The organism is Prevotella sp. P5-64, assembly GCF_002251285.1.
Taxonomy (GTDB): Bacteria; Bacteroidota; Bacteroidia; order Bacteroidales; family Bacteroidaceae; genus Prevotella.
The window spans coordinates 75,747-96,632 of sequence record NZ_NPJK01000035.1; the positions used below are offsets into that span (position 1 = coordinate 75,747).

Here is a 20,886-nt window from a genome sequence, read left to right on the forward strand (position 1 = left end):
TCAAAAAACCGCAGACATGGAAAAAAAAACAAATATATTTCAGTATAGGTTAAGAAAAACTTGTAATTTTGTACTTCATAATTGTTAATGTGACAAGAATTAAAAGGTTTTTCAACGTCTCGATATGGCTTGTTTGTGGATTCGTCATATCTCTTGCGATACTGACGCACACTCCGTCGGTGCAGAGTTTCATTGGCAAGAAGGTAGCCGAAGCTGTAGGCGACAAGTTAGGTACCAAAGTTAAAATCGGGCGTGTTGATATAGGTTTCTTAAACCGCCTTATCATCGACAATGTAGTTATATATGATAAGGAGCAGGTTGACATGCTGAAGGCAGGACGCATTTCCGCCAAGTTTGACATCATAGACCTTTCGCGAGGCCGCATCACAATTACATCCGCCCAACTCTTTGCCCTGCAGGCGCGCCTCTACAAGTCCGCCCCCGACAAGCAGCCCAATTTCCAGTTTGTGCTGGACTCATTGGCCTCCAAAGATACGGAGACCAAGAGCACGCTCGACCTCGCCATCAAGTCTCTCGTTATACGCAACGGCCATGTCATTTATGATGAGAAATACATTGCCCGAACCCAGCTTTTTTCCCCCAGCCATATCAACATCGACAAGATAAGTACCCATATTATGCTCAACAAACTGAGCAACGATTCCTTGAATATATACACCAAAAAGTTCTCTTGCGTCGAACAGAGCGGACTGGAGATCAACGACTTTACTTTCAGCCTTGTGGCTAACCAGAGCCATGCCGCGCTCAGGGAGTTTATGTTGGAGACGCCCCAAAGCAAAATTATGATACCCGAGTTGGATCTTGCTTATCAATGCAATGAACAGGGGATGATTCCTTCTTCGTTAGAATATCAAGGAGGATTGTCGGGCACCATTACCCCATCCGATTTTGCTCCATTGACAGCCTTCCTCAAAGATTTTTCACGCCCATTGTCATTGCGCGGTGCCCTTAGCGGAACATCGTCATCACTGAAGCTAAAGAGTATTGCCATCCATCAGGGTAACGATGTCTCGCTTGAGGCCCGCGGAGAGTTACAAGATTGGAAAAAAACGCCTCGTTGGTCGGCCGTCATATCCAGATTTACGATGGATGCTGAGGCGGTAAAATACTTCACGGATGCCCTCGCGCCCAAAATCCAGTTGCCAGAATTTGTCGGTCATATCGGCCAGACCACGCTGCATGGAAAATTCAGCGGGCAAGGCGCCGACATCGCCGCCGATGCCAATCTGTCGACGGCCATTGGCACAGTCAGCCTAAAAGCCAAGGCTATCAATCACTTGACAAGCGGAAGAATAGATGCCAAAGACTTGAACATCGGCATCATTGCCAACCAGGACAATTTAGGAGAACTTGACGGACAGCTGGATTTCAAAGCGCTGCACGCCAATGGCAAATATGAGCTCAAAAGTGTCAACGGAAATGTAACCAAGTTTGACTACAACGGATATAGATACCAGAATATCGCCCTGAAATACAACGCAGACGGCCAATATGACCATGGAGAAATCAGCATTGATGACCCCAACGCCAATGTGGTAGCCTTCGGTAAAAAGAAGAAGGCTAAGACACCCGACTTTTCTATCGAAGCCAGAATCAGAGGATTGAACCTTGCCCGACTCAATCTTACAGACCAATTCAAGGATGCCACAATTGATGCCGACATCGAAGCCGACATCCACGGTTCCAATTTCAACAGCGCCTTGGGCTCGGTGTCTGTATCCAACTTCAATGTCAAGGGCGGAAACAGAGACTACCACCTATCCCAGTTGACCATCAATGCACAGCGTAATGACAACGTGCATGAGCTGGCGATGAACAGCGATTTCGGAAACATCAAGGTTACAGGACGCTACAACTACGCCACACTGCTGCAGAGTCTCACCAACATAGTCGGAAGCAAGCTCCCTACCCTCCCAGGCTTGCCCAAAATGAACCACAATATAGATAACGATTTCCAAATCAATGCCCAAATCGTCAAGTCCGACTGGCTGAACTCGCTGTTAGGCATCCCATTAAATCTCAAGCGCCCCCTGACCCTGGAAGGCAGCGTGAGAGACAGCAATCGTAAGATAGAAATGACCCTCAACCTTCCCTCGTTTGATTATGGCAAAAGCAGCTATGAGCGAGGCTACATCCGCCTTACCTCGCCAGATGACGTGCTCGAAGCCTTTGCCCATCTGCAGCAGGTAGGCAAGAACGATGGCGGCACCTATTGGAACATCCACGCGCTGGCCGAGGACAACAAGCTGCATACCCTGCTATCCTTTGAGAACAACGGCAAGAGCAACTTCTCCGGAATCATCAATACCGAGGCCAACTTCTACAACAACCATCACGGCATGGCCACGGCCAACATCAACATCCAACCCTCTACCATCGCCATTGGCGACAGCGTATGGCATGTCAAACCGGCAAGCATCAATTATTACGAGAACCACCTCACGGTCAACCACTTGTCGGTCGAGCACAACAAGCAGCACATCATCATCAACGGTGAAGCTACCCCAAATGCCAACGACACGCTGACCGTCGACCTGCACGATGTCGATGTGAGCTATATACTCAATCTCATCAACTTCCACTCGGTAGAGTTTGCCGGCAAAGCCACCGGACTGGCACATATCTCTTCACTGTTTGGCAAGCCCGACATGCGAGGCGACCTCTGGGTGCGCGACTTCAAGTTTGAAGACGGACGCATGGGTATCCTCACCGCCAATGTGGCGCTCAACCATCAGAAAGAGCAGCTCGACATCGATGCGACGGCTTTCGACGAGAACGATTCACGCACATACATTCACGGATATGTATCACCGCAGCGCAATTATATCGACTTGAACATCAAGGCAAACAACACGCGTGGAGAATTCATTGAGAGTTTCTGCGGCAGTTTCATGCACAATACCAATCTGCGTATTAATGGAAATATCAGGGTATTCGGCGATTTGAGTGAAGTTAACCTTGAGGGCAACGCCATTGCCGATGGCTCCATGGACATCAAGCCTCTCAACACCACCTACACCCTTGAAGCCTGCCCCGTAAAACTGGTGCCCGACGAAATAAGATTGGCCAACTGCAACATTATGGACCGCAACGGCAACCGTGGTGTTGTCAACGGGGCGATATACCACAAGCACCTTACCCGTATGACCTACGACATAGGTGTTACTGCCAACAATCTCCTGGCCTACGACTTCAAGACCTATGGCGACCAGACATTCTTCGGAACCGTATTTGCCACTGGCGACTGCCGCATCAAGGGAAAGAGTGGTGAGGTTGTCATCGACGCTCATGCCACTCCGCAGAAAGGCTCATTCATAGAATACAACGCGTCGAGCCCCGAGAGCATCAGCAACCAGTCTTTCATACACTGGCAAGACCGCGACAGCCTGAAACTGGCTGCCAATACCCGCCACAACGAGGTCGAGCAAGACACCGAGAGCGAGATAGACATCGCCAGCGACATCCACCTCAATCTGCAGATTGACTGTACCCCCGATGCCACGCTCCGGGTGCTCATGGACAAGCAGTCGGGCGACTACATAGCCCTCCACGGCAATGGTTCGATACGCGCCACCTATTTTAATAAGGGCGACTTCGACATGTTTGGCACCTACGAGGTAGAGAGTGGCGTCTACAAGTTGACCATCCAGAACATCATACGCCGCGACTTCCAGTTCCTCCCCGGTGGAACCATCGGTTTCGGCGGCGACCCTATGGATGCCATCCTCAAGCTCAAGGCCCAATATGCAGTCAACGGCGTGAGCCTGTCAGACTTGAACGTCGGCAAATCGTTTACCAGCAACAATATCCGCGTAAACTGCCTGATGAACATCACCGGAACGCCGATTATGCCCAAGGTTGACTTCGGACTCGACCTGCCCACCGTGAGCAATGACGCCAAGCAGATGATTACGCAGCTCATCAACAGCGAGGAAGGTATGAACCAACAGGTGCTCTATCTTCTTGCCGTTGGGCGTTTCTATTCACAGAACAACAACAGCAACTCATCGTTGACAACCCAGCAGCAGAGCCGCACATCGCTGGCTATGCAAAGTATTCTCAGTGGTACCATCAGCCAGCAGCTGAATACCATCCTCAACACGGTCACCAAGAACGACAACTGGAATTTCGGGGCCAACATTTCGACGGGTGATGAGGGATGGAACAACGCCGAATACGAGGGCCTGCTCAGCGGACGCATGCTCAACAACCGCCTGTTGTTCAACGGCCAGTTCGGCTATCGCGACAACGCCAATGCGACTACCAGTTTCATCGGCGACTTTGACCTTCAGTATCTTATCTATCCCAACGGCAACCTCGCCGTGAGGGTTTACAACCAGACCAATGACCGCTACTTCACCAAGAACAGTCTTAATACCCAGGGCCTTGGCATTATATTGAAGAGAGACTTCAATGGCTGGCGTGACCTGTTGGGACTGCATTCTCAGAAGAAGGACAAGAAGGCTAAGAAGAAGGCCAAGAAAGCTAAAGACAAACGAAAGAACAAACAACAATAATAATTACTAACAATCAAGCTATTGACTATGAGATTTTCATTGTTTTCCTACATCATGCTCTGCATCATGTGTGTATGTCCCGGTGTGGCCAGTGCCGCCGAAACGGCTGTCCCCTCGGGCGTAACCCCTCTGCCCAACGGCATCACCATCAAATCGGGTGAATATACCCTGCCCGGGAGCGGGGCGACTTTTTATATCAAAGGCAGCAGCCAGACTCTGGCATCTTATCTGCAAGACTGCAAACTCAGACTGCACCAAGCCGCCAATTATGCCAAGGCCGACATCGGAATTGTTATCAAAAGCAAGAAGTCTGTTCCCACTGGCAGCTATACCGACGAGTCCTACACGCTCAGCATCGCTCCCCGCCAGATACGCATTGAGGCCCAGACCGAGGCTGGCGCATTCTACGCCATCCAGACACTGATGCAGATGGCGGCGCAGCAGCGTAGACTGCAGTGCTGCATCATCAACGACTCGCCCGCCTACCGTTGGCGTGGACTCATGTTTGACGTGTCACGCCATTTCCGTCCAAAGGCGTTTCTGCTGAAGCAACTCGACGCTATGGCCATGCTGAAACTCAACGTGATGCACCTTCACCTTACCGACGGAGCGGGATGGCGCATCCAGATAGACAAATACCCCAGACTCACTGAGTTTGCCGCCTGGCGCAGAGAGCGCAAATGGATGGACTGGGTTGCCCAAGGCAAGAAATACTGCGACTTCAGCAACGAGGCTTATGGCGGTTATTACACCAAAGACGACATCCGTGAAATTCTGGCCTACGCCACCAAGCGACATATCACGGTAATACCCGAGATAGAGATGCCCGGCCACAGCGAAGAGGTGACATCGGCCTACCCCGAAATCTCGTGCAGCGGAAAGGCATATACCGACTACGATTTCTGTGCCGGCAAAGAAGCCACCTTTACTTTCCTCCAGAATGTGCTCGATGAAGTCATCGACCTTTTCCCTTCCCCCTACATCCATATCGGTGGCGACGAGGCATCCAAGGGTGGCTGGCACAAGTGTGCCGACTGCAAGAAGCGCATGGAGAGCCTGCAGCTGAAGAACGTAGACGAACTGCAAAGCTATTTCATCAACCGCATAGAGAAATATGTCAACCAGCGCGGTCGCCAGATTATAGGTTGGGACGAAATACTCGAAGGCGGACTCACGCCCAATGCCACCGTGATGTCGTGGAGAGGCACCGACGGCGGTATCAAGGCCATCAACGACGGCCACGATGCCATCATGACTCCCGGCGAATACTGCTATCTCGACTATACGCAGGACGCTCCGTTCAAGGAGCCGCTCTCTATAGGTGGCTACACCCCGCTCAAGCAGGTGTATGACTACAATCCCGGCGCCACACTGACAGACACGCAGAAGCGCCATCTCCTGGGCATCCAGGGCAACCTGTGGAGCGAGTATATCCCCGACGACAGCCACGCCGAGTATATGTACTATCCACGCGCGTTTGCCATTGCCGAGACAGGATGGACCAACGCCAATCTCAAGCAATATGACAGTTTTAAGAAGCGCGCCCTCGGTCTCTGCGAGATGATGAAGGCCGATGGTTACAAGACCTTTGACCTCGCCCATGAATATGGTAACCGTCCTGAGAGCAAGACCCAGATAGACCATCTGGCCAAGGGATGCAAGGTAAAATACAACATACCATACGGCGACAAGTGGAAGGCAGCAGGAGATGTCACACTTACCGACGGTATCGTTGGCGGATGGACTTATACAGACCGCCGCTGGCAAGGCACCACCGACAATATGGACGTGGTAGTAGACCTGGGAGCCGTCAAGGACATCCACTATATCGGCGCCAACTTCATGCACTCGACCGGACCATGGGTATACGCCCCGGAGAAGGTAGATTATTATGTATCGGAAGATGGCAGCAAATATGACCACGTGGCCACCATCCATTGCGACATACCCGAAGGCTACGACGCCCTGCTCTTCAAGATCTACGGAACCGTTTACAACGGCAAGGCGCGTTACGTCCGCATGGTAGCCCACAAGAACTACCGCGACGGAGCCTGGCTCTTTACCGACGAGATTATAGTCAATTAGGATATCTTCCTGAACGCTCAACCCCGAACACAGGTACGCAAACCTGTGTTCGGGGTTTTCTATGATATTACATGCATAAGCGGCCTCGCAAACTTTCTCCCCCACTCCGCAGCATAGGATGAAGCAATCGTCAGAAATGCACTAATGTCTGGAGTATCAATTAAAATTAAGTTTAAAGTATGAAACGGATATTTCAGACTTTGAGCTTATTGTTTCCAAGCACGATTTCTGGAATTCATGCCACGCATCCAACCCAGAATTGAACTACATCGGGATGAGGCGCATCGACAACGATTTGCCGATGGCTCAGATACAGCTTGCACTGGTGGAAAATCTACTTGACGACATCCGTGACGGTCAATACGCCATCATTGACCGAGAAATGGACATCATAGTCCATATAGGGCATGCCATACTCCTTCTGTCCGCTCTTGTGGTAATGCGGACGGGGGTCGAGTTCGAGCACCTTATAGAGAGCCTGGAGCTGGCTTTGACTGAAAAGGTGATGAAAGCAGTCGGGAATTACCACGGTCAAACGGCAGATGGCATGGGTGTCGGTAAATCCACCTTTAGCCTCAGGGTGGCTGTCGGCATAAGGTATGTAGGGTTTGATGTCGTATATAGGCGTGCCATCCATCAGGTCGGCGCCCACCACCGTAATCACCGGCCCACGGGTAGTGTCGGTCTCTATTCGGCTGATGCGTACCGACGACAAGCCCAGGGCATTGGGTCGGAACGGCGAACGCGTGGCAAAGACTCCCATCTTCTCATTGCCGCCCAACAGCGGCGGTCGCACAACGAGCGAGGTGGCGGCATGCTTGTTGGCAGAAAAGCCCCAAATCAGCCAAAGATAATCAAACTCGTCAAGACCACGCAGCGCGTCAGCATTACGATACTCTGGACAAAAGACTATTGAGCCTTCAAGTTCTTCGACCAGTCCGCTCTGCTTGGGAATGCCAAACTTGGAGTGGAAAGGGGAATGAAAATAAGCTATAGGTTCAATATTCATAATCTACATATATATAAATCCCTCTTTCAAGACCTACTTCTGAAAGAGGGATATATGATTAAAAAATCTGTTACATAGCAAAGATGTTGAAACCACCATCTACCACAGCCACGGTGCCGGTGACAAACTTGCTGGCATCGCTCATCAGGTAATGGATAGTTCCACAGAGCTCCTCTGGCTGGCCCATGCGTCCGAACGGAGTCTGTCGTATCACGTCCTGACCACGCTGGGTATAGGTTCCATCGGGATTGGTAAGCAGCGCACGGTTCTGGTCGGTGATGAAGAAACCAGGCGCAATGCCGTTGACTCTTATTCCCTCGCCAAACTTCTTGGCACACTCGTGAGCCATGTATTCGGTGAAGTTGGAGATGCCGGCCTTGGCTGCCGCATAGCCACACACGCGGGTCAGGGGGCGGAAGGCTGCCATAGAGGAGAAGTTGATAATCGAGCCCTTGCCTTGTGCCACCATCGGTTTGAGAAACACCTGGGTAGGGATGACGGTACCTACGAGGTTTAGATTGAGTACGCTCTGGAACTGGGATGGATCCAAATCGAAGAAGTTCTGTTCGGGGCCGATTGTGGCTCCCTTCTGGTTGCCTCCGGCTGCATTGAGAAGCGTGTCGACACGACCATACTCAGCCACAATGGCGTCGCAAGTGGCCTGAACCATCTCCTGGTTCATCACATCACACTTCATAAACTTGGCATTGCCGCCCTCGGCCTGGATATCGGCTACTATCTCTGCTCCAACTTCGGCTTTGCGTCCCAGGAGGACTACCTTTGCGCCATTGAGTGCCAGGTATTTGCCGATGCAGCGACCCAGCACGCCTGTTCCGCCGGTTATCACTACTACATAATCGCGGATATCAAATAAATTGTTCATACTATTCAAAAAAACCAGGTTGACTGTATTCTATTCCTAACTCTCTGTCGACGGTGGCCAATATGCCCTGGACCTGCCCCATGGCAAACATGCGCCCGAGGAAGCTGTAACCGGCGTTATAGCCGCGCTCGTCGTCGCCCAACATGGTCATGCCGTGGTCTACACGCATGGGGAGGTTGGGATTTTCCTTCTCAAAGATACGGGCGAGCTCGATAAGGTCTGCCCGACCGCCCAAGTGGCTGGCTTCGGTGAAATCGCCGTTGTCGAAAATGTGGCAAGAGCGCAGATGGACAAACCAAGTGCGGCTGCTGAACTGGCGCGCCATCTCTACCACGTTGTTGTGAATTCCGGCAGAAAGGCTTCCGGCACAGAAAGTCAGACCATTGTGAGGGTCATCTACGGCATTAAGGAACCATTGGATGTCTTCCTTGTTGGTGACGATACGCGGCAAACCCAGGATGGGGAAAGGTGGGTCGTCGGGGTGCACGCACATATACATGTCACATTCGTTGCAGACGGGCATGATGGCTTCCAGGAAGTAGCGCATATTCTCGCGCAGCTGTTCCTTGGTTATACCTTTATAGAGGTCAAGCAGCTCGCGGAAGAGTTCAACGGGGTGCTCGTCGCCCTCAGAGATATTGCCTGAGACGAAGCCTTGGGTTTTTACAATGATATTCTCCACCAGATTATGGTTGTCTTCCGGAGTCATGGTCTGCTTCAGCTTTTCCACCTCGTCCAAGACCTCTTGTGAATAGTCATTCTTGGCATTTGCCCTCTGCAGTATACAGATGTCGAAATAGGCAAACTGGGCATGAGAAAAGTACAGATTGGTGGTGCCATTGGGATTGGGGTGGCTCAAATCGGTCCTCGCCCAATCGAGAACGGGCATGAAATTATAACAAATGGTATGAATGCCCTCTGCAGACAAGTTGCGAAGGCTGACTTTATACTTCTCAATCAGCTCATCGCGGTCTTTGCCGGCGTATTTTATTGATTCAGACACGGGAAGGCTCTCTACAACGCTCCATCGCATACCATAACTTTCGATATATGCCTTGAGGTCGTGTATCTTCTCACGCGTCCACACCTCACCGTTAGGCACATCGTGAAGCGCGGTGACAATACCTTGCACACCTATCTGCCTTAACATGGCAAGAGTAATCTTGTCGTTCTTGCCAAACCATCTCCAAGTTCTTTCCATTATCTTTAATAGTTTTTCATTATATTGTTGATGTTGCAAAGATAACACTAATTTTAACCAAACGAAGAATAATGCGGTTAAAAAAAAGAAAAAAGGTCAAAAGCTATAGCTTTTAACCTTTTTATTATAGACTCTAAAGTTCTGCGCTGCAGGATTTAGATTTTCTGGATAATCTTCATACCCTCTTCTACGGCTTCCATGTTGAGAGGAATCAACTTGTGATGGCGCTCGGGAAGGCTTTTGTACAGGGCCTTATTCAATCCATCGGTGCTGACAACTGGGCATACTTTGAGCAGACCTCCGAGGACTATCATGTTGAACACCTTGGTATTCTTCATCTCTGCTGCCTTGTCCATGGCATCGATGCGATAAATCTGAATATCGTCTCTTACTGGCGCATTGGCAATACCAAATCCATCGTAAATCAAGATGCCGCCCTTCTTCACTCTGGGCATGAACTTGTCAAGCGAAGGCTGGTTCAGAACAATGGCGACATCATACTTGCTCAAGATGGGAGAAGAGATGCGCTCGTCGCTCACAATAACTGTAACATTGGCAGTTCCACCACGCTGCTCTGGGCCGTATGCGGGCATCCAGGTGATTTCCTTGCCCTCCATAAGTCCGGAATAAGCAAGTATCTTACCCATAGAAAGAACGCCCTGACCTCCGAATCCACTTATTATTATCTCTGTTTTCATAATAGATTTCCTTTAATAATTCAACTTACAGATTCGTCGTATCCTTTAAGTCGCCTTTGGGATAATTGGCAAACATATTCTCCTTCATCCACTCGTTGGCCTTGACTGGAGAGAGTTTCCAACCGCTGTTACAGGTCGCAACGATTTCTACCAGCGACGAACCAAGACCCTTCATGGATGCCTCGAAAGCCTTGCGGATGGCCATCTTGGCTTTGCGAATCGACGCAACACTCTCGACGCTCTGGCAAGTGACATAGCAGGTTCCCTTGAGATGGGCGGCAAGTTCGGCAATATTCAGCGGCCAGCCGTGGATTTCCGGGTCACGTCCATAGGGACAGGTACTTGTCTTCTGGCCTACGAGGGTGGTCGGGGCCATCTGTCCGCCGGTCATACCATAAATGGCATTGTTGATGAAAATCATTGCAATATTCTCGCCGCGATTGAGCGCATGTATCGTCTCACAAGTACCGATACATGCCATATCTCCATCACCCTGGTAGGTAAACACGAGTCTGTCGGGCCATAAGCGCTTGATGCCAGTGGCAACTGCTGGAGCTCGGCCGTGGGCTGCTTCCTGCCAGTCGATATCCAAATAACGATATGCGAAGACCGCGCATCCCACAGGACATACTCCGACGGTCTTTTCTGCCAATCCCATTTCTTCGATTACTTCAGCAACCAGTTTGTGAACAACTCCATGCGAGCAGCCGGGGCAATAGTGCATGGTGGTATCGTTCATTAAATTTGGCTTCTGATACACAAGATTTTCTTGAGATACTATTTCGTTGTTCATAGCAATTCCTCCTTTAATGCGTTAACAATCTCTTCGGGGTCAGGCACCATTCCACCAAGTCTGCCAAAATGCGCGACCTTGGTTTCGCCGTTGACGGCGAGACGGACATCCTCTATCATCTGGCCAGCGTTCAACTCGGCTACCAAGAAGCCTTTCTTGGTCTTGGCCAACTCGGCTATCTCCTTTTCGGGGAAGGGCCACAAGGTAATTGGGCGGAACAGTCCCACCTTTATACCTTCTTCGCGCGCCAACTCGACAGCCTTTTCCGAGATTCGGGCTACACTGCCGAAAGCGACAATGACATAATCGGCATCGTCAAGGTTGGTCTTCTCAAATCTGACTTCATTCTCCTTGATTATGTCATACTTCTTCTGAAGATGTATATTGCGCTGCTCCATCACCTCGGACTGCAACTCGAGCGAAGTCATAATATTAATGTCTCGGTCGGGAGTCCTGCCGATGGTTGCCCATGGACATTCTCGTCGTATTTCTTCCTCCGTGCGGCGTGGCTTCATAGGCGGAAGGACTACCTTTTCCATCATCTGGCCTATAACGCCATCCGACAAAATCATAGCTGGGTTGCGATACTTGAAAGCCAAATCAAAAGCGAGGTCCATGAAGTCTGCCATTTCCTGAACAGAGTTAGGCGCAAGCACAATCACATAGTAATCACCATTGCCACCACCTCGGGTTGACTGGAAATAATCACTCTGACTGGGCTGGATGGTTCCGAGTCCAGGGCCTCCACGCTGAACGTTTACAAAGACACCGGGTATCTCTGCACCAGCCATATAGCTGATTCCCTCCTGCATTAGCGACACACCAGGTGATGAAGAAGTCGTAAATACCTTCTTTCCGGCTCCCGCGCCGCCATAAACCATGTTGATAGAAGCCACCTCGCTCTCGGCCTGAAGAACAACCATTCCCGTTGTCTCCCATGGCTTCAACACAGAGAGCGTCTCTATGATTTCTGTCTGTGGAGTAATTGGATAACCGAAGAAGCCATCAGCACCGCAACGTATTGCTGCATGAGCAATAGCTTCATTTCCTTTCATTAATTTTACTTCCTGTTCTGCCATAATCATTCCTCCATTTTTTTCTTATAGACAGTTATGCAACCGTCAGGACAGACAACACCACAACTTGCACACCCTATACAGTCGTCAGGATTAACTGCTTCGACATAGGGATAGCCATGTACGTTCACTTTCTTCTGAGCCAATGCAATAACATTCTTCGGGCAAGCGACAATGCACAATTGACATCCCTTGCATCTGTCAGTATTGACTACGATAGCACCCTTGATTTTGCTCATAATAATATAGTATTTAAGGATTATATGCGTCCTTGTTATAGAAGTTCAATATATCATCCAGCATCGCCTTAGCTTCAACGGCAGGAGAATCTCCATCCAAGGCAATTGCCTCAAGATAACAGTTCATGGCCTTTTGCCAATCGCCTTGTCTACGATATTCGTTGCCTTGCTGGTAATAATCGTTCGCTGTCATTTGTAAAATTCCTTTTTGCCGGCTGACAGAGTGTTCTTCATTAAGGAACAAATCGTCATTGGGCCCACCCCACCTGGAACTGGAGTTATATACGATGCAAGTGGAGCCACATTCTCGAAATCGACATCTCCGGTAAGTTTGAAACCACTCTTCTTGCTTGAATCTGGAACGCGCGTTGTGCCCACGTCGACTATAACCGCTCCAGGTTTCACCATATCAGCTGTAACGAAATGCGGTCTACCGATGGCAGCAATGATGATGTCTGCCTGCTTACACTCCTCTTTGAGATTCTGGGAATGGGAGTGACAGACGGTAACAGTACAATCGCCATATTGCTTCTGCATCATGAGCTGGGCCATGGGCTTTCCGACGATGTTACTTCGCCCGAGCACGACACACTTCTTTCCAGATGTCTCTATATTGTAATGGCGCAGCAACGTAAGTATACCCAATGGAGTCGCAGAGACGAAGCATGGCAAGCCTATCGACATGCGACCAACGTTGATGGGATGAAATCCGTCAACATCCTTACGATAGTCGATAGCCATAATGATTTTCTGCTCGTCAATGTGCTTAGGCAGGGGAAGCTGCACGATAAATCCATCAATATTTTCATCCGAATTCAGACGATTTACACATGCCAACAGCTCTTCTTCAGTCACGTCTTCTTCATAACGAATCAACGACGAAACGAATCCGCACTGCTCGCAGGCAATAACCTTGTTCTTGACGTAGGTTTCGCTACCACCATCGTGACCAACGAGCACAGCTGCCAGATGAGGGCGTTTACCTCCAGCGGCAACGATACGCTCTACTTCTTCAGCAATTTCCTTTTTAATGGCAATGGAAGTTGCCTTTCCATCAATTATTTTATATTCGGCCATACATTATTACATTTTAGGCATTCCAGGCATTCCCTTCATACGGCTCATCATACCCTTCATACTACCACCAGTAACCATCTTCATCATTTTACGTGTCTGGTCAAACTGCTTAATCAGTCTGTTCACCTCTTGAATATTCGTTCCGGAACCTTTGGCGATGCGCTGGCGACGGCTTGTATTCAAAATACCAGGATTACTACGCTCTTCAGGAGTCATACTATAAATGATGGCCTCAATACCCTTAAACGCATTGTCATCGATATCAATATCCTTGATGGCTTTGCCAACTCCAGGAATCATACTGGCCAAATCCTTCAGATTACCCATCTTCTTGATTTGGTTAATCTGGTTGAGGAAGTCATTAAAGTCAAACTGATTCTTTTGGATTTTCTTCTGGAGACGCTTGGCTTCTTCTTCGTCATACTGCTGCTGAGCTCGCTCAACCAAGCTGACCACGTCACCCATACCGAGGATACGGTCGGCCATACGCTCGGGATAGAAGACATCAATAGCCTCCATCTTCTCACCGGTACCGATGAACTTGATGGGTTTGTTGACAACCGTACGGATACTGAGGGCAGCACCGCCACGAGTATCACCATCGAGCTTAGTCAGTACCACACCGTCAAAGTCAAGTCTTTGGTTAAACTCCTTCGCGGTATTAACTGCATCTTGGCCGGTCATAGAGTCAACCACAAAGAGAGTCTCATCAGGATTAACAGCATCCTTGAGACGAGAGATTTCATCCATCATCTCTTCGTCAACAGCCAGACGACCGGCAGTATCAACGATAACCAGGTCATAGCCTTTAGCCTTGGCCTCGTGGATGGCGTGGAGCGCAATCTCTACTACATCCTTGTTACCTTCTTCGGTATAGACAGGCACACCAATCTGAGCCGCAACAACCTTAAGCTGCTCAATAGCAGCAGGACGATAGACGTCGCAAGCCACGAGCAAAGGCTTCTTACCATTGTTGGTCTTCAGCCTGTTTGCAAGTTTACCAGTAAAAGTAGTTTTACCTGAACCCTGCAATCCCGACATTAAGATAACGGAAGGCTTGCCATTGAGCTTCAGTTCAACGGCCTCTCCACCCATCAGTTCTGCCAACTCGTCGTGTACAAGTTTCACCATCAGCTGACCTGGCTTTACCGCTGTAAGCACATTCATGCCAAGCGCTTTCTGCTTGACTGTATCTGTAAATTGCTTAGCTACTTTATAGTTCACGTCTGCATCTACCAATGCGCGGCGAACATCCTTCAGAGTTTCTGCAACGTTAATTTCCGTGATTTTTCCTTCACCTTTAAGTATCTTGAAGGAGCGTTCCAGTCTGTCACTTAAATTCTCAAACATTGTTTTGTATATTTTTATTGCAAAAATAACGAATTATTGGTACAAAAAGATGAATGGCGTGGATGTTTTATAGAATTTTAAAACATCCGCGCTATCCTCGCGCACACATATATATATATATGTGCAATAATATTGGTACAATCGTGCGATTTTCAGTCCTTGAGAGAGAAAGTTATCGTAGTGACAACTCTCACTTTTTTAATCCAAGGAGTGTTCTGGTCCCTGTCCTCGATGCTGAACTGCCCCTGGTCGGCACTGATTATCTTGTTCAGATTGGAATGGCTGTTTTCAGCAAATTGCTGTGCCGTTTTCTCCGCATTGTGTATAGCCTCTTCCATCATTTTCGGCTTCATCGACGTGAAGGAGACGTACTCGTATACCGTCGGATTTTCATAATCGCCCCCGACGATGGCTATCCCCTGCTTCAGGAGCACACTTTGCTTGGCTATAATGCCCCTTACCAGTTTGACATTGCGTGAAGTCACGGTCATAATGGCTGTGATGACGTAGCGGTAAGGCTTGTTGTTAGACGAATATTGGTCTGCATTGAGGTCCACCACCTTGGATGCATTTATTGTAATGTCCTTGTCATTCAGTCCCGACTCATGCAGAAACTTGATTATCCGTGCCTGTTTGTTGGCAATATCATCATACAAAGCCGGCAGGTCATTACCGGTTTCCTTAAACAGGATTGGCCATGTCACCTTGTCTGCTTCCACTTCCTTCTCTGCCAGTCCCTTAACCGTAACCTTACGGTCTTTGTTGGCGAAGTCATCTATACCACACTTCAGGCAAAGCCCCAGCACGATAATGGAAAACGCCAAAATCGCCGATGAATAAATCCACTTTTTCATAATACCTTATATTATATTGTTAATCATCTGCAAATATAGGGAAAACTCATATATGTTCCAAATAAAAGCTGATGAAAACACACTAATTGCCACGAATTTTGAAACGTACTATCAGAGGCAGATGGTCACTGTAGCCATTCTGATACTTCATTCCTATGTAATTGCGACGAGGTTGCACGCCACCATATTTCTTGTCTTCAGTGAGCAGGAACTTGAAGGCACCCAGCTCAGCACCTATCCAGTCGTCCCACATAGGACGCGTACCGAAAATATGGTCAAGATTCTGCCATCTCCCGCGAAACCTATAAGTTCCCTTTGCACCATTGGCTGTGTGCAGTTGGGTCGAGAGCTCCACCAAGCCATGCTCCACGATTTTCTTGACCGACCTGTCTTTCTCGGTATCATTGAAATCGCCGGCTATCAATATCCTGGCCGATGGCGAGATGGCCAGCACCGAGTCTGTCGATTCCAACAGCTTGTCAGCCACGCACATTCGATGAGGCTGAGTTTCCTTCTCACCTCCCGAGCGGCTTGGCGCATGCACCACAAAGACATGCAGCGTGTCATCCGCTATCGTCAAACCCTTGGCATACAATATATCGCGCGTGGGCTTCATCCCTTTCATCGGTTCTATACGTATGGCATAACTGTCCAATAGCTTGAACGTAAACGGAGAATACAGCAGCGCCACATCGATGCCACGCACGTCGGGCGAAGAGGTCATTACATATTCGTAACGAGCCTGTCGCAGTATGGAGCGACGGGTGAGGTCAAAAAGCACACTGTCGTTTTCGACCTCGGTCAAAGCCACCAAGTCGGGGATTTCAAACCTGCCGCGATACTCTCCACATGCGATAATTTCCTGACCTATGTGGTTCAGCTTGGTCCAATATCTGTAAGGAGTCCAGTGACGATAACTCGTAGGCAGATACTCAGTATCTTCCTTCAAACTGTCATGACGACAATCAAAGAGATTTTCGCAATTCAGTTCGACCATCGTGAAAATGCCCATCAGCAGAGCCAGCAGACTACACATACCCCTCCCGTGTCTTTTAGTCCTTTACATTCTTCCTGATTTTGGTGAGATAGTCCTTCATCCCATCCGCATCACGATTGTCAATGATTTCGAGCAGTTCCTTCAACTCGCTGCGTATTTGCGACACCTGGTCATGGGTGTAGGGATTGAACAGAATTTCCTGGAGCAGGTAGTCGTCCTCGCTTAACACGCCTTTGGCGATGCGCATATGCCGCTTGAACGTGGTGCCGGGAGCGTCTTGATGCTTCATGACCGCCGCAAACACAAACGTACTGACGAAAGGTATACTCAGAGAATATGCCACTGTCTTGTCATGTTCTTCAAAGGTGTATTCATAGATGTTCAGTCCCAACCGAGCATAGATGTCTTTATAGAAGATACGTCCCATATAGTCGCCTTCGCTGATGATGATGGCATTCTCTTCCGACAGTTGGTTCAGATTGGCAAAGGTCGGACCAAACATCGGGTGGGTAGACACATAGCGGTGATGCGTACTCTCATAGAATTCCTTCAACCCAGTCTTGACCGAGCTGATATCGCTCAGGATGCAGTCTTCCGGCAGATATGGAATGACCTCTCTGAATGCAGGTATGGTATACTTCACCGTCACCGCATTGATAACCAGTTCTGGGGCGAAACCTTTTATTTCATCAAGAGACGTAAACCGCTGGCAGTTATAGGTAAACCGCATGCGTTTGGCGTCCTTCTCATATACCGCAACCTCGTGCTCAAAGCTGAGCAGGTCGATGAAGAAACTCCCCATCTTCCCTGCTCCCATAATCAATATCTTCATAGATGCTGTAATTCTCTTTCTTGCCGTTTTAGTGGTTGATGATTTCTACCTGTTGGCGCACACTCTCTTCGTGTACGTGTTCAAAAACCTGCGCGATAAACTCTGGCGACATACCCAGCAGCGCACCTTGCGCGCCACGCTTGTCCAAAATTTCCGAATAGCGGTTGGCCTGGAATACAGTCATGTTGTGCTCCTTTTTGTACTGACCTATCTCGCGGCATACACGCATTCGCTTCGACAGAAGGTTCATTAACTCGTTGTCCAGTTCATCCACCTGCTTGCGCAAGAGCGTTATGCCTTCGGTGGTTACATGTTCGTCTCTCACTATCAATAAACTTAATATATAATCCAATACTTCTGGCGTCACTTGTTGCTTGGCATCGCTCCATGCTTCATCAGGAGAGCAGTGACTTTCGACCAGCAGACCATCAAAGCCCAGGTCCATAGCCTGTTGGCACAAGGGGGCAATCAGTTCGCGACGACCGCCGATGTGGCTGGGGTCACAGATGATGGGAAGCGTGGGGATGCGACGATGCAACTCCATAGGTATCTGCCACATAGGCAGGTTTCGGTAAATCTTTTTATCAAAGCTGGAGAAGCCGCGATGAATGGCAGCCATACGCTTGATGCCTGCCTGATTGATACGCTCCATGGCGCCAATCCAGAGTTCCAGGTCAGGGTTGACGGGGTTCTTGACAAACACGGGCACATCCACTCCTTTGAGTGCGTCTGCCAAGTCCTGCATGGCAAAGGGATTGGCTGCTGTGCGTGCGCCTACCCACAGGATGTCTATGCCATATTTCAGACAGAGTTCCACATGCTCGGGCTTTGCCACTTCGGTAGATACGAGCATGCCGGTCTCTTTCTTGACACGTTGCAACCAGGGCAACGCCTCTTCACCTTTACCTTCAAAACCACCTGGCTTGGTTCGGGGTTTCCACACACCGGCGCGGAAGTTATGACATCCTTTAGCAGCCAGCTGTCGGGCTGTTTCCATTACCTGTTCTTCACTTTCAGCCGAACAAGGACCGGCTATGACCAACGGGCGTTCGTTATCGCTCGGCAGATTAAGAGGGAGAAGATCCAATTCCATAATATTCGTATTTTAATGTGTTGTTTTATCGTTATTTATCATCACCATGCCAGACCGCCGATGCGTCTCAGCGCTTCCTGCATCTTATCGTCCTGGGCGCAGAGCGAAATTCTCACATAGCGTTCGCCATTGCTGCCAAATATGAAGCCTGGGGTAATGAAGACCCGGGCCTCGTGCAGCACCCTTTCGGTGAGTTGCTCGGCATTGGCATACTTGTCAGCGATTTTTCCCCAAAGAAACATACCCACCTGACTGTCATCATAAGTGCAGCCCAAAGCCTGCATGATGCGCTCGGCTATTTCGCGGCGACGGCGATACACGTTGATATTATATTCTCTGTGCCACTCTTCGGTATTGGTTGTCAGGGCCTCCGCCGCAGCAAGTTGCAGTCCGCGGAAGGTACCGCTGTCTATATTGCTCTTGATTTTCAGTATCCAACTGATGAACAGTGGGTTTGACACACACATTCCCACACGCCATCCTGGCATGTTGTAGCCCTTCGACATCGAGTTGAGCTCTATACAACAGTCCTTGGCGCCTTCCACTTGGAGCAGAGACAGGGGATGCTCGTTGAGGATGAACGAGTAGGGATTGTCGTTGACCACTACGATGTCATGGCGGCGGGCAAAGTCGACCAGCTTGCGGTACGTTTCCATGCGGGCATCGCCGCCGGTGGGCATGTTGGGATAATTGGTCCACATCAGTTTCACGCGCGACAGGTCTCTGTGCTCCAGTTCTTCGAAATCGGGCTGCCAGCCATTGTCTTCGTCCAGATTGTAGTTGACCACCTTGGCACCGAGTATCTTGCTGAGCGAGGTATAGGTAGGATAGCCTGGATTAGGCACCAGCACCTCATCGCCAGGATTGACAAAGGCGAGAGTGATATGCAGTATACCTTCCTTACTGCCTATCAGGGGCTGCACCTCACTGGCGGCGTCTACCTCCACGCCGTACCATCTGTGGTAGAAGTCTGCCATAGCCTTCCTCAGTTCCATCGTACCCATCGTGGGCTGGTAGCCGTGGGCCGACGGGTCGTGAGCCACCTCGCAGAGTTTGTCGATGGTCTGGGGCGAAGGCGGCTGGTCCGGACTGCCTATAGCAAGACTTATGATATCCTGTCCTTCAGCATTGAGTCGTGCCACTTCCTTGAGTTTCCGACTGAAGTAATATTCCTGTACCGCGTCCAGGCGGCTGGCTGGTTTAATGTTGTTCATATTCTCCGATTATTTGTAGTTCTTTAGTCAGTGGTATAATGGCGTCTATCGACTGGCGGTAACGCGTGAGATTGTCGAAGGTCACATCGACATAGAAGAGATATTCCCACTCATGCCCGATGATGGGCAGAGACTGTATCTTGGTCAAGTTGATGTCGTAGAAGGAGAGAATGGTAAGCACCTTGGACAGACTGCCTTCCTCGTGGGGCAACGAGAATACGAGGCTCGACTTGTTGGTATGCTCTATCTGCCTCATGAAATCGGCCTTGTTGGGATGGCATACCACCAGGAAGCGGGTAAAGTTGTGCTTGTTGTCCTCGATATGGTCTTCCAGCACCTTCATGCCATAGAGCCTGGCGGCATCGGCATGGCAGATGGCCGCCCAACCCTTGCAGCGGTTACGGCTGATGTATTCGGCACTCCCAGCGGTGTCCTCGCCTTCCACAGCCTTGATACCGGGATGATTGGAGAGAAAGTTGCGGCACTGCATCAGCGCCACGGGGTGCGAGTGGACCTCGGTCACGCTGGTCCAGTCGTTGTCGGGCAGACAGCAGATGGCATGCTGGATGTGCAGACGGTGTTCGCCCACGATGGTAGTACCCGACGAGCGCAGCAGTTCATAATTATGCAGCAACGAGCCGGCTATCGTGTTCTCAATGGCGAGAAAGCCAATCACGGTGGGGTCACGTCTGATATTTTCGAATATCTGTTCGAAGGTTGAGCAGCAGATGATTTGCAACTGTTCTCCTTCGAAATACTGATGTGCCGCTATATCATGAAACGACCCGATTACTCCCTGTATTGCTACTCTCTTCATTCGTATCTTTTATTTATGCAAAAATCCCGCTCCAATAGGCTTGAAGCGGGATTACTGTTATGTTAATATCCTAAGTTGATTTTATACGCAACTTCCCGCTTCACAATTGCTTGCAAAGTAAAAGTAAAAG

Annotated in this window: 18 protein-coding genes; 2 read left to right on the forward strand and 16 right to left on the reverse strand. The window is 49.6% G+C overall.

Annotated features, from left to right (window positions below; translation table 11 throughout):
• The first annotated feature begins 89 nt into the window (after window positions 1-89).
• The gene (locus CIK87_RS06505; RefSeq protein WP_144008136.1) at window positions 90-4,538 is read left to right on the forward strand and encodes a translocation/assembly module TamB domain-containing protein; all 4,449 of its coding nucleotides are present in this window, start codon (window positions 90-92) and stop codon (window positions 4,536-4,538) included.
• A gap of 27 nt (window positions 4,539-4,565) precedes the next feature.
• Window positions 4,566-6,623, forward strand: coding sequence for a family 20 glycosylhydrolase (locus CIK87_RS06510; protein WP_094386457.1), 2,058 nt, complete (start codon window positions 4,566-4,568; stop codon window positions 6,621-6,623).
• Window positions 6,624-6,957: 334 nt separating this feature from the next.
• Here CIK87_RS06510 and tsaA read toward each other — a convergent pair whose 3' ends face one another.
• The 16 genes from tsaA to CIK87_RS06590 all read right to left on the reverse strand — a co-directional run bounded on the left by tsaA (window position 6,958) and on the right by CIK87_RS06590 (window position 20,756).
• Window positions 6,958-7,632 (reverse strand): tRNA (N6-threonylcarbamoyladenosine(37)-N6)-methyltransferase TrmO, encoded by a 675-nt coding sequence (gene tsaA / locus CIK87_RS06515; protein ID WP_022311030.1) that lies wholly within the window; start codon window positions 7,630-7,632, stop codon window positions 6,958-6,960.
• Between the two features lie 70 nt (window positions 7,633-7,702).
• Entirely contained in the window at window positions 7,703-8,515 is an 813-nt protein-coding gene (locus CIK87_RS06520) for an SDR family oxidoreductase (protein WP_094386460.1), read from the reverse strand.
• 1 nt (window position 8,516) lies between these two features.
• Window positions 8,517-9,716, reverse strand: a complete 1,200-nt coding sequence (gene uxuA / locus CIK87_RS06525) for a mannonate dehydratase (protein ID WP_022311032.1) — start codon at window positions 9,714-9,716, stop codon at window positions 8,517-8,519.
• Between the two features lie 155 nt (window positions 9,717-9,871).
• A complete protein-coding gene (locus CIK87_RS06530; RefSeq protein WP_022311033.1) occupies window positions 9,872-10,414 on the reverse strand; it encodes a 2-oxoacid:acceptor oxidoreductase family protein in 543 nt (180 codons plus the stop codon).
• A gap of 25 nt (window positions 10,415-10,439) precedes the next feature.
• Entirely contained in the window at window positions 10,440-11,207 is a 768-nt protein-coding gene (locus CIK87_RS06535; protein ID WP_094386462.1) for a thiamine pyrophosphate-dependent enzyme, read from the reverse strand.
• Window positions 11,204-12,286, reverse strand: a complete 1,083-nt coding sequence (locus CIK87_RS06540) for a 3-methyl-2-oxobutanoate dehydrogenase subunit VorB (protein WP_094386637.1) — start codon at window positions 12,284-12,286, stop codon at window positions 11,204-11,206. Before CIK87_RS06540 ends, CIK87_RS06535 begins: the two co-directional genes overlap by 4 nt.
• 2 nt (window positions 12,287-12,288) lie before the next feature.
• Window positions 12,289-12,522: a 4Fe-4S binding protein gene (locus tag CIK87_RS06545; protein WP_022311036.1), complete on the reverse strand. Its 234-nt coding sequence runs from the start codon at window positions 12,520-12,522 to the stop codon at window positions 12,289-12,291.
• Between the two features lie 13 nt (window positions 12,523-12,535).
• The gene (locus CIK87_RS06550; protein WP_022311037.1) at window positions 12,536-12,715 is read right to left on the reverse strand and encodes a tetratricopeptide repeat protein; all 180 of its coding nucleotides are present in this window, start codon (window positions 12,713-12,715) and stop codon (window positions 12,536-12,538) included.
• A complete protein-coding gene (gene folD / locus CIK87_RS06555) occupies window positions 12,712-13,599 on the reverse strand; it encodes a bifunctional methylenetetrahydrofolate dehydrogenase/methenyltetrahydrofolate cyclohydrolase FolD (RefSeq protein WP_022311038.1) in 888 nt (295 codons plus the stop codon). Before folD ends, CIK87_RS06550 begins: the two co-directional genes overlap by 4 nt.
• A gap of 6 nt (window positions 13,600-13,605) precedes the next feature.
• Window positions 13,606-14,949 carry a signal recognition particle protein gene (gene ffh, locus CIK87_RS06560; protein WP_094386464.1) on the reverse strand — a complete coding sequence of 448 codons (1,344 nt, stop codon included), beginning with the start codon at window positions 14,947-14,949 and terminating at the stop codon, window positions 13,606-13,608.
• 152 nt (window positions 14,950-15,101) lie between these two features.
• Window positions 15,102-15,803: an SIMPL domain-containing protein gene (locus CIK87_RS06565; protein WP_022311040.1), complete on the reverse strand. Its 702-nt coding sequence runs from the start codon at window positions 15,801-15,803 to the stop codon at window positions 15,102-15,104.
• 82 nt (window positions 15,804-15,885) lie between these two features.
• Window positions 15,886-16,839, reverse strand: coding sequence for an endonuclease (locus tag CIK87_RS06570; protein WP_094386467.1), 954 nt, complete (start codon window positions 16,837-16,839; stop codon window positions 15,886-15,888).
• Window positions 16,840-16,855: 16 nt separating this feature from the next.
• Window positions 16,856-17,632 carry a prephenate dehydrogenase/arogenate dehydrogenase family protein gene (locus CIK87_RS06575; RefSeq protein WP_022311042.1) on the reverse strand — a complete coding sequence of 259 codons (777 nt, stop codon included), beginning with the start codon at window positions 17,630-17,632 and terminating at the stop codon, window positions 16,856-16,858.
• Between the two features lie 28 nt (window positions 17,633-17,660).
• Window positions 17,661-18,725, reverse strand: a complete 1,065-nt coding sequence (locus tag CIK87_RS06580; RefSeq protein ID WP_094386469.1) for a bifunctional 3-deoxy-7-phosphoheptulonate synthase/chorismate mutase type II — start codon at window positions 18,723-18,725, stop codon at window positions 17,661-17,663.
• A gap of 41 nt (window positions 18,726-18,766) precedes the next feature.
• A complete protein-coding gene (locus CIK87_RS06585; RefSeq protein WP_094386471.1) occupies window positions 18,767-19,939 on the reverse strand; it encodes a pyridoxal phosphate-dependent aminotransferase in 1,173 nt (390 codons plus the stop codon).
• On the reverse strand, window positions 19,926-20,756 hold the full coding sequence (locus tag CIK87_RS06590; RefSeq protein ID WP_094386473.1) for a prephenate dehydratase: 831 nt from the start codon (window positions 20,754-20,756) through the stop codon (window positions 19,926-19,928). The genes CIK87_RS06585 and CIK87_RS06590 overlap by 14 nt, the downstream gene beginning before the upstream one ends.
• Window positions 20,757-20,886: the final 130 nt, after the last annotated feature.